Source organism: Actinacidiphila oryziradicis, assembly GCF_005047355.1.
Lineage (GTDB): Bacteria > Actinomycetota > Actinomycetes > Streptomycetales > Streptomycetaceae > Actinacidiphila > Actinacidiphila oryziradicis.
In genome coordinates, this window is record NZ_SUMC01000213.1 from 1 (window position 1) to 6301 (window position 6301).

Annotated in this window: 8 protein-coding genes; 4 read left to right on the forward strand and 4 right to left on the reverse strand. The window is 67.2% G+C overall.

From position 1 onward, the window contains the following. Nucleotides 1–104: 104 nt before the first annotated feature. Both FCI23_RS53415 and FCI23_RS62015 read right to left on the reverse strand, forming a co-directional pair. A complete protein-coding gene (locus FCI23_RS53415) occupies nt 105–485 on the reverse strand; it encodes a hypothetical protein (RefSeq protein ID WP_136731376.1) in 381 nt (126 codons plus the stop codon). Then, a complete protein-coding gene (locus FCI23_RS62015) occupies nt 482–838 on the reverse strand; it encodes a hypothetical protein (RefSeq protein ID WP_246144897.1) in 357 nt (118 codons plus the stop codon). The genes FCI23_RS53415 and FCI23_RS62015 overlap by 4 nt, the downstream gene beginning before the upstream one ends. A gap of 310 nt (nt 839–1148) precedes the next feature. Here FCI23_RS62015 and FCI23_RS53430 point away from each other — a divergent pair, with 310 nt between their 5' ends. Together FCI23_RS53430 and FCI23_RS53435 are read left to right on the forward strand one after the other, a co-directional pair. Further along, nucleotides 1149–1709 (forward strand): TetR/AcrR family transcriptional regulator, encoded by a 561-nt coding sequence (locus FCI23_RS53430; RefSeq protein ID WP_211265882.1) that lies wholly within the window; start codon nt 1149–1151, stop codon nt 1707–1709. A gap of 51 nt (nt 1710–1760) precedes the next feature. Then, the gene (locus tag FCI23_RS53435; RefSeq protein ID WP_211265883.1) at nt 1761–2663 is read left to right on the forward strand and encodes an NADP-dependent oxidoreductase; all 903 of its coding nucleotides are present in this window, start codon (nt 1761–1763) and stop codon (nt 2661–2663) included. A 99-nt stretch (nt 2664–2762) separates the two neighbouring features. On the opposite strand, the gene FCI23_RS53440 is transcribed toward FCI23_RS53435, so the two are convergent. Both FCI23_RS53440 and FCI23_RS53445 read right to left on the reverse strand, forming a co-directional pair. Beyond that, the gene (locus FCI23_RS53440) at nt 2763–2981 is read right to left on the reverse strand and encodes a recombinase (RefSeq protein ID WP_136731380.1); all 219 of its coding nucleotides are present in this window, start codon (nt 2979–2981) and stop codon (nt 2763–2765) included. A gap of 307 nt (nt 2982–3288) precedes the next feature. Next, the gene (locus FCI23_RS53445) at nt 3289–4158 is read right to left on the reverse strand and encodes an SDR family oxidoreductase (RefSeq protein ID WP_136731382.1); all 870 of its coding nucleotides are present in this window, start codon (nt 4156–4158) and stop codon (nt 3289–3291) included. Between the two features lie 143 nt (nt 4159–4301). Between FCI23_RS53445 and FCI23_RS53450 the strand changes: the two genes are divergently transcribed. Both FCI23_RS53450 and FCI23_RS53455 read left to right on the forward strand, forming a co-directional pair. Continuing rightward, nucleotides 4302–4706 (forward strand): winged helix-turn-helix transcriptional regulator, encoded by a 405-nt coding sequence (locus FCI23_RS53450; RefSeq protein WP_136731384.1) that lies wholly within the window; start codon nt 4302–4304, stop codon nt 4704–4706. A 210-nt stretch (nt 4707–4916) separates the two neighbouring features. Beyond that, nucleotides 4917–6149 carry an IS701 family transposase gene (locus FCI23_RS53455; RefSeq protein ID WP_136731388.1) on the forward strand — a complete coding sequence of 411 codons (1233 nt, stop codon included), beginning with the start codon at nt 4917–4919 and terminating at the stop codon, nt 6147–6149. The last annotated feature ends 152 nt before the right edge of the window (nt 6150–6301 follow it).

Here is a 6301-nt window from a genome sequence, read left to right on the forward strand (position 1 = left end):
CCGCAAGAGGTGGACCATGCGCTGGAAGGCCCCGCTGAACGCCTTCCAGATCGCCTTCGAAGGACGCCTGACCCCCGCCAACAACTAGAACTCGACAACCCAGATCAGCCGTTAAGTTGACACTCCCACGCGTGGAGAACAGCCCTGACCAGCAGTTGGACGTTGGTGCTGTCGATACCGGTGAGGGCATCTCGGAGATCGACGGGGATGCCGTCCGCCAGGCCGGCGGTGAGCCTGAGCATCCGTTGCTCGCCCCCGGAACAGGCGAGGTCGCCAGCATCGAGGGCATTGATCGCGGCTGGCCAGTCGACGCAGGCCGTGGTCCTGTCGTCGAAGGCCGCAGGGCCGATGGTGATGAAGCGATCGGTGAAGTCTCCGCGATGCAACCAGCGCTGAGAGATCAGCAGGTCTGCGGCGGCGGCCAGACAGTAGGAGCCCTCGGGGTGGTGGCGGAGCGCTGAGGTGAGGGCGGCGGGCGAGGTCATGTCGGGTCCGTTTCGGGTGCAGTTTCGCGGCCGGCGATCTCGGGGAAGGTGGGCATGCCCAGACCGACGGCCGTGTCGCGTCGGGCGATGGTGCCGTCGACCTGGGCGAGCTTGGCGTTCGCGGCGGCGAGGCTGACCTTGAGTCCCTCGGCCTCACCGGCCCAGCCCTCGCGCTGGGCTTCGGCGATACGGGCGATGAGGTTGTCGCGGATGTCCACCAGCCGGGAGCGCTGGGCGGGATCGGTCCGAAGAAGGGGGCACCTGACGCAACTGTGCTCGTGAACACAGCTGGTCCCATAGGCGCGTCCGCAGTCTCCGAGTGCGACCTTGCGGTGTTCGAAGTCTCTCTGCACTTGTCAACCTTGATCTTGGATAGGGTGTCAAGGTTTGCGGACGCGGGTCGCACGGAAGCGGAAGCTGTCCTGCTGGGCCTCTTCGTAGGTGAACTCGACCCGCTTGCCGTCCATGGGTCGGCGCGCAGCAACAGTGCCTCGGAACATCCGCTATTGCCGATGAGCGGACACCTGGCCTTGGGCTGGCGCGGAAAGCCGCAGCTTGCAGGCTGGATCGAACCAGGGTATTTTCGATACGAAACGGTAGCGTAGCGAAAGTGAGTGCCGGGTGGGTACTTCGGAGTCCAGCGGCATGACTCAGCCCTCGGTGATGGGACGGCCGCGGGATTCCAGCCGTGACCTGGCCATTCTTGACGCGACACTGTCACTGCTGACCGAGGTGGGATACGAGCAGCTCTCGATGGAGGCGGTGGCTGGGCGTTCCGGGGCAGCGAAGACGACGATCTACCGCCGGTACCGCGACAAGGCGGCGCTGGTCGCCGCAGCGGTCGAGCGCCGCGCGCCCGCGAAGCCCCCACAGCCTGCGGGAGAGAGTCTCCGGGAGGACGTGCATTCCCTGGCGGCATGGCTCGCGCGGAGCATCTCCGAACAGGACGTGGGTCTGCTCGGGGCACTGTTCGCCGGCATGCGCAACGACGCGCGGCTCGCCCAGGCGATGCGGCGGATCCTGCGGCGGGACGAGACCGCGATGACGGACGGACTTGTTCGCCAAGCGGCCGAGCGACTGGCGCCCGGGGCGGCAACGCTCTTTGCCGAGGTCGCTTCCGCGGTGATCGTGCATCGCATCGTGGTCGTGGGCGAGCCGTGCGACGCCGCCTTCGTTGCGCATCTCGTCGACGACATCCTCTTGCCACTCCTGCGCCGTACCTGAGCGTCCTCTCGCGCGATCCGGCCGATTCGAATCGCTCGCAAACTGGGAGACATGATGAAAGCAGTACGCTATGACCGTTTTTCGGGCATCGACGGGATTTACCTCGCGGACGTCCCCGAGCCCGTGGCCAGCCCGGGCGAGGTGGTGGTGCGGGTCGAGGCCGGTGCGCTCAACCCCGGGGCGCTACCGGCGCTGCACGGCAGTTCGTATACGCCGGGTCGCGATCTCGCCGGTGAAGTCGTTGCGGTCGGTGCCGACGTGCTCGGCTTCACCGTCGGTGACGCGGTGCTGGGCAGGCTCCAGAGCTGGGACGCCCACGCCCAGTTCGTCGCCATCCCCGCAGTCCAGCTAGTGAGCAAGCCTCAAGCCCTCTCCTGGGACGTGGCGGGCTCGCTCTATACCACACCGATGGCGGGCCTCGGTGCCATCCGGGCGGTTGAACCCCGGCCGGGCGAGACCATCGTGATCTCGGGCGCATCGGGCGGCGTCGGGTTCACCGCCGCCCAGCTCGCACTCCGTGCCGGAGCGACGGTGATCGGTCTGACCAGCGACGCACATTTCGACCTGCTCCGGCAACATGGCATCCGGCCTGTCCAATACGGCGACGGCGAGCAGGAGCGGATCCTCGCCACGACCGACCGAGCCGATGCCTTCATCGACGCCGTCGGTGGCGGCTACATCGACCTCGCCATCAACCTCGGCGTTCCGATAGACCGCATCGACACCGTCGTCGACTATCGCGGAGCGAAAGAGAAGGGCGTCAAATCTCTCGGAACGACCGATGCCGGCGGCCCCCCGGCGCTGGCCGAACTGGCCGCCCTCGCCGCTACCGGCGACCTGCACATCCCCATCGCCGCAACGTACCCACTCACCGCCGTGCGCGACGCCTATCAGGCCTTGGCCGACCGCAAGACCCACGGGCGCATCGTGCTGCACCCCCAAGATCTCGTCTGAACCACCCTCGTCCCACATCCGCTCATGCCGCGATGAGGGCGTTCAATGGTGCCGTCGGCTGCCACCGCAATGCATTCAGGGCGATCCAGCCGGGGCCGGTCATCCGGACGTGGTGATCGTTGGTATGCCCAGGTCAACTGGTGCGACACGGGCAAGACGTTTGGTCTCCTCCCGTTTCTGCCGGAGGTAAGTGAGGGTGAGGTCGATACCATCAACCTCACCGAGCCACGCTTCGCGTTCGGCGCGGGCTCGGCGGGCCAGCAGGTCGTCCTCGATCTCGTCGAGGCGGGGCAGCATTTTCGGGTTTATGGCGAGCATGGGGCAACGCAAACACGAATGCTCATGTTGACAAGCGGAACCATACGGTCGCGTGCAACCACCTAGTACTCCAGCCGTAGTTCGTGATCATCATGCTGGATGGCCACGCTCCAAGGATCCCTGGCTTACCGGCATCTATCAGCTAGCTGTCGGTCGTGTTGTGAGTCTCAGTACGGTCGACGCCCCTGCGGCCGGCGCGCTGTCCGTAGCCCAGCGCAGTATCCCGGGCAATCCGTACTATCACGGGATTCTCATCAGCTTCGCGCAGGCAGCGAGGATCCTATTCCTCCCGCATTGCCCGCCCGGGTTAACGCAGGGCGACCGCGAGTGCCTCGGCCAGGGTCACGGGCGGGCGGCCGATCAGGCGGCGCAAATCGCCGGAATCGGTGTACATCTCGCCGCGGCTCATGCCGAGGTCGGCGTCAGCGAGGACCTCCGCCAGCACGGCGGGTAGGCCCGCGGCGGCCAGTGCCCGGGCGAACTCGGTCACCGGGAGGTCGGCGTAGGTGACCTGATTTCCGGCCGCAGTGGAGATCGCGGCGGCGAGCTCAGTCAGCGTGAAGGATTCGTCGCCGCCGAGTTGGTACACGGCGCCGGTGTGGCCTTCGGCGGTGAGGACGACCGCCGCGGCCTCGGCGTAGTCGGCGCGGGACGCGGCGCTGATCCGCCCCTCGCCCGCGGCGCCGACGACGGCGCCGTTCTGCAGGATCTGCGGCAGCTGGCTGGTGTAGTTCTCCAGGTACCAGCCGTTGCGCAGCAGCACGCTGGGGATTCCGCGGTCCCGCAGGTACTCTTCCGTCTCGCCGTGCGTGGCGCCGATGATGGTGGTGGCCGTGTCCGCGTGCGTCGTGCTCGTGTACGCCATCAGCGACACGCCCTCGGCCGCCGCGGCGTCGATCACGCGGCGGTGGTTGGCGACCCGCTCGTCCACGGGGACCGAGGCCGAGATCAGCAGCAGCCTGTCCGCCCCCGCGAAGGCCTCGGCCAGGCTGTCGGTGTCCGCGAAGTCGGCGCGGCGTACCGTGATGCCTCGGTCGGCCAGGTCCTTGATCCCGGTGATGTCCCGGCCGGTCGCGATGATGTCCGCGGCCGGGATCCCGCGCCGCAGCAGCGCCTCGACGGTGAGCCTGCCCAGTTGGCCGGTGGCTCCGGTGATGACGATCGACATGATGGTCATTCCTTCCTTCCGCGCGTGCTCGCGCGCCTGACGCGGTCCGTCCGCGGCGGGATGGAATACAGGATGACCTGGACACTCTCTATTAGGAAGTAGCCACTTCTTGGTAGGGTACTTACCCGAACGAAAGCATTGAGGTGAGCCGTATGGCGGCTGTCGAGAACGCGACCGGGCCCATACCGTCATTCGATCCGTACGAGCGCGGCTGCCCCTCGCGCGACCTGCTCGATCAGATCGGCAGCAAGTGGGCGGTCCTCGTGCTGGGCGAGCTCGGCCGGAACGGGACCTCCCGGTTCAGCCAGCTCCGGCAGGCGCTGGCGGGCGTGAGCGAGAAGATGCTCACCCAGACGCTGCGCACCCTCGAACGCGACGGGCTGGTCAGCCGGACCGTCTACCCAGAGGTGCCGCCGCACGTGGAGTATGAACTGACCGCGCTCGGCCAGACGCTGCGGGAACCGCTGAAGGCGCTCACGGAGTGGTCGGTGCGACACATCGAGGAAGTCATCACCGCCCGCGAGGATTACGACGACCGCACTGAGCGCACCCGGTAATCGGCGGCGGCCGGAGGTCTGGTGCTCGCTGGCTCCTGCCGTAGGCAGCGCTAGCTAGGGCTCCGCCGCGGGCCCGGTGTTGCCCCGGGGGCTGGTGACGACACACGTACGGCCACCGCTGATCATCGGCGTGTGAAGAAAAACGATCATGTGGTGGCCACAGGTCACAGCGTAGACCCTGCCCGCTGGCAGGAGGCGTTCGAGAGCCTGATGGCCCGGATAGCAGGCCGGTTCAGACGGGTCGAACCCCGACGTCGGGTCGGCCGGTTGGTGCTCGGGCTGCTGTCGGACCTGCCGCGCAAGAACTGCTGGACCATCGCCGAGTGGACCGGGGAGAGTACCCCCGAGGGCATGCAGCACCTGCTCGGGCGGGCCAAGTGGGACGCAGACCAGGTCCGCGACGACGTGCGTGCCTACGTGGTGGAGCATCTGCAGGACGACCAGGCGGTTCTGGTCGTCGACGAAACCGGCGACGTGAAGAAGGGCACCGACACCGTCGGTGTTCAGCGCCAGTACACCGGCACCGCGGGCAGGATCGAGAACGCCCAGGTCGCCGTCTACCTGGTCTACGCGGGTCAGCGCGGGCACGCCGCAGTGGACCGGGAACTCTACGTTCCGCGTTCCTGGACTTCCGACCCCGACCGCTGCCGGGCCGCCGGACTCGGTGAGAAGACCGGGTTTGCTACCAAGCCGGAACTGGCCGCTCGCATGGTTACCCGGTTCCTAGACGCCGGCCACCGGGCAGCCTGGGTCGCCGGAGACGGAGTCTACGGTGGCAACCCGACCCTGCGCACTGCGCTGGAGGAACGCGGCACCGGCTACGTCCTCGCGGTGGCCTGCTCGCATGAAGTCACCACCGGTGCTGGGAAGTCCCGTGCGGACACTCTGGCCAAGAAGGTGCCCAAGCGGGCCTGGCAGAAGCTCTCCGCAGGGGCCGGGGCCAAGGGCCACCGTTTCTACGACTGGGCAGTCATCGACCTCGCCGACCCCCGACCCGGGAGTCGTCAGCTGCTGATCCGCCGTAGCCGCAGCACCGGCGAACTCGCCTATTACCGCTGCTACTCGCCCGAACCCGTGCCGCTGACCGAGTTGGTCAGAGTCGCTGGATCAAGATGGCGGGTGGAGGAGTTCTTCCAATCGGGCAACGGCCTGGCCGCACTCGACGAGCACCAGGTCCGCCGCTATGCCTCCTGGTCCCGCTGGGTCACCCTCGCCATGCTCGCCCACGCCTTCCTCGCCGTCGTACGCGCAGACGAGTACACCCACCCCGCACCCGATGCCCTCATTCCGCTCACCTGCAACGAGATCCAGCGCCTGTTCATCACCCTCGTTGTCCACCCCGTCCACGATGCCGCCCACCGGCTCGGTTGGTCCGACTGGCGGCGCCGCCACCAGGCCCGATCCCAGGCCAGCCACTACCGTCGACAAGCTACTCAGGCATGAAGATCACGATCTACGACTGGAGTACTAGCCCTGGATATTCAGCGGAATTGGGTGATCTGACGCCCCGATAGCAGAATGGTGCCGCTGACCTGCGAGGATGCGAGTGTCTACGTCGTATCCGCTGCAAGAATCAGGGCACCAATCTGGTGAGC